The 3,502-nt window shown below is 73.6% G+C and carries 4 protein-coding genes; all 4 read left to right on the top strand.

From position 1 onward, the window contains the following. Nucleotides 1–492: FtsB family cell division protein (locus CVO76_RS16075; RefSeq protein ID WP_244186054.1), on the top strand; the 492-nt coding region annotated here is incomplete at its 5' end. A 55-nt stretch (nucleotides 493–547) separates the two neighbouring features. Beyond that, on the top strand, nucleotides 548–1,339 hold the full coding sequence (locus CVO76_RS16080; protein WP_208740103.1) for a DUF501 domain-containing protein: 792 nt from the start codon (nucleotides 548–550) through the stop codon (nucleotides 1,337–1,339). Then, nucleotides 1,339–2,283, top strand: coding sequence for a Ppx/GppA phosphatase family protein (locus tag CVO76_RS16085; protein WP_208740104.1), 945 nt, complete (start codon nucleotides 1,339–1,341; stop codon nucleotides 2,281–2,283). The genes CVO76_RS16080 and CVO76_RS16085 overlap by 1 nt, the downstream gene beginning before the upstream one ends. A 4-nt stretch (nucleotides 2,284–2,287) precedes the next feature. After that, on the top strand, nucleotides 2,288–3,502 hold a 1,215-nt coding region (locus tag CVO76_RS16090), incomplete at its 3' end, for a S8 family serine peptidase (RefSeq protein WP_208740105.1).

The raw sequence follows: 3,502 nt of genomic DNA on the forward strand, positions 1-3,502 counted from the left end.
CCGTCCGAGGCGCGGGCCGCCGAACGGTCCCAGCTCGCCGGCAGCATCCGCCGCGGCAGGCTCGGTGCCAGTCGTGCCGAGACCGCCATCCAGCCGGCGGAGGAGGCGACGCCGATCCCCGCGAAGTCCTTCTCCGGTCGCCTGCTGGCGCTCGCCGTCGTGCTCATCGCCGTGATCGTGCTGCTGGCGCCGTCCGTGAGCAGGTACCTGCAGCAGCAGGCGGAGCTCGACGCGCTCCGTGCGGACATCGCCCGGCAGCAGCAGGAGCAGGCGGACTACCGGTCGGAGCTCGCCCGCTGGGACGACCCGGCCTTCGTCCGGCAGCAGGCGCGCGAGCGCATCTTCCTCGTGATGCCGGGCGAGACCCGGTACCTCGTCAAGGGCGCCGACGGGATCGAGGACAGCACGGGCGAGGGCTCGGCCGCCGACCCGGCCGACCTGCCCTGGGTCGACTCCCTCTGGAGCTCGGTCGCCCGCGCAGCGACAGATTGAGCGGGCCGGGCGCCCCCGCGAACCGTACGCCCCGGAGCGTCCAGGAAGGAACAGCGTGACCCACCACGACCAGCATGACGAGCGCGACGAGCGCGGTCCCGAGGGACAGGATCCCCGGACCCCCAGCGCACGCGACCTCGACGTCCTCAGCCGCCAGCTCGGCCGCCCCGTGCGGGACGTCGTCGAGATCGGGGCGCGGTGCGTCTGCGGCAACCCGCTCGTCGCCACCACCGCACCCCGCCTCTCGAACGGCATCCCGTTCCCCACCACCTACTACCTCAGCCATCCCGTGGTCACCTCCGCCGTGTCGCGGCTCGAGGCGGACGGCGTCATGACCGAGATGAGCGACTGGCTGACCGCCGACGCCGGCCTCGCCGAGCGCTACCGGGCCGCCCACGAGGCGTACCTCGCCGCGCGCGACGCCGTCGGGCAGCGGGCCGGGACCGGCCCGGTCCCCGAGATCGACGGTGTCTCGGCCGGAGGCATGCCCACCCGCGTCAAGTGCCTGCACGTCCTCGTGGGCCACTCGCTCGCGGCGGGACCCGGGGTCAATCCGCTGGGCGACGAGGCGATCGCACGGATAGCGCCGTGGTGGACGCCGGAGCACTGCTCCTGCGACGGGGCCTGGGACACCACGGGGCAGGCACCCCACGCCGACCTCAGCCGGCACACCAGGACCCAGGGCCTGAGCCCCGAGGAGCTTGAGGCGAAGCGGGCGGCGCGCCGCCGCGGAGCGGAGCCGGACGGCACGGCAGACGCGAGCACGCCGGTCGCCGGGGCCCACGCCGCGTCCACCCCGGCTTCCACCACCGCTTCAGCCCCCAGCGGCGCCACCGAGGAGAAGTAATGCGTACAGCTGCCATCGACTGCGGCACCAATTCCATCCGACTCCTGATCGCGGACATCGCGGACGGGGTCCTCACCGACGTCGAACGACTCATGCGCGTGGTGCGCCTCGGCGAGGGGGTCGACGCGACCGGCCGACTCTCGGAGGCGGCGCTCACGCGGACCTTCGCCGCGACCGAGGAGTATGCGGAGCTCATCGACCGGCACGGCAACCCGCCGGTGCGCTTCGTCGCGACGTCGGCGTCCCGCGACGCCGAGAACCGCCAGGACTTCGTCGACGGCATCCGGGCACGGCTGGGCGTCGAGCCGGAGGTCGTCTCCGGCGACGAGGAGGCGAGGCTGTCCTTCGCCGGCGCCGTGAGCGTCCTCGAGGCTGCCCGCGACGAGACGGTCCTGGTGATCGACCTCGGCGGCGGGAGCACGGAGTTCGTGGCCGGGACGGCCGGCGGCCTCATCGCCGCGCGGAGCACCGACATGGGGTGCGTCCGCTATACGGAGCGCTTCCTCAAGGACAACCCGCCGACGCCGGACCAGATCGCGGCAATGGAGGCGGAGGTCGGCCGCATGATGGACGACGCCGCGGCGCAGGTCCCCCTGGACAGGATCACGAAGATCGTCGGCGTCGCCGGGAGCGTCACCACGGTCACCGCGCACGCCCTCGGTCTCCCGTCCTACCAGCCGGAGCGGATCCACGGCGCGGAGCTGCCGATCCCGGTGGTCTCGGCGGCGGCAGCGGACCTCCTGCACATGACACGGCAGGGCAGGGCCGCACTGCCCTACATGCACCCCGGCCGCGTCGACGTGATCGGTGCGGGAGCGCTCATCTGGAGGTCGATCGTGGAGCGCGTCGCCGACGTCAGGGACGGCCGGGTCTCGACGGCGGTCACGAGCGAGCACGACATCCTCGATGGGATAGCCCTCGGCATCGCGGAGCGGGAACGGTGAGCTGATGCGCACCCGACGGCGCCTCGCCGTGCGGACGGCCGCCGCCGTCGTCGCCGGCCTGGTGGCCCTGCTGCCCGCTGCGGTGCCCGCCGCGGCGGACGAGGTGCGTGCCAAGGAGTACTGGCTCGAGGACTACGGCATCGCCGAGGCCTGGAGGAGCACGCAGGGTGAGGGCGTCACGGTGGCCGTGATCGACAGCGGGATCGACGGGAACCATCCGGATCTGGCCGGTGCCGTGGTGGGCGGCACGGACGCCTCCGGTGCGGGAGATCCGCGGGGGCAGCGCGGCATCGGGGAGGTGCCCGGCCACGGCACCCTCGTCGGGACCCTCCTGGCCGGACGCGGGCACACCGACGGACCGGAGCAGGCGGGACCGTCGGCCAGGCCGTCCGGCGGCAGCACGGCGAAGGCCACGCCCGCGCGGGACCCCTTCGGCCAGTACGGCGAGGGGCCGGACGGCATCGTGGGAGTGGCGCCGAAGGCCGACCTGCTCGCCGTCTCGGTGTGGATCGAGGGGCAGAACAGCGGCCCCAACCCCGCAGGCGTGACGGTGGACGAGCAGGTACCGGCCGCCGTCCGCTGGGCCGTCGACAACGGCGCCGACGTCATCAACATGTCCCTCGGCAGTACCAGTACCGCCTGGCCGGAGAGCTGGGACGAGGCCTTCCTGTACGCGGAGCAGAACGACGTCGTCATCGTCGCCGCCGCAGGCAACCGGGCCGGGGGACTGACCCAGGTCGGTGCGCCCGCCACGATCCCCGGTGTCCTCGCGGTCGCAGGACTCGACCGGTCGGGCGTCGCAAGCGCCGAGGCGTCCTCGGAGGGCATCAGCATCGCGGTCGCCGCTCCGTCCGAGAATCTCGTCGGAGGCCTGCCCGGTGGGTTCTACGCCGACTGGTCCGGCACCTCCGGAGCGGCACCCCTCGTGTCCGGCGTCGCCGCGCTGATCCGGTCCAGGTACCCCGAGCTCTCGGCTGCACAGGTCGTCAACCGCATCGTCGGCACCGCGCGCGATGCAGGCCGCCCGGGGTTCGACACGCTCTACGGCTACGGCGTGCTCGACGTCGCCGCCGCTGTCGGGGAGGACCTCGCGGTGCCGGAGGAGAACAGGCTCGGCAGCATGGCGGAGTGGATCCAGCTCTACCGCCGCGGGGGCTCGGCGCCCACACCCCTGCCCACGCCGCCGGATCTCCCGGCGGCAGAGGTGATCCCTCCACCT

It is taken from the genome of Arthrobacter agilis, from assembly GCF_002953615.1.
Lineage (GTDB): Bacteria > Actinomycetota > Actinomycetes > Actinomycetales > Micrococcaceae > Arthrobacter_D > Arthrobacter_D agilis_B.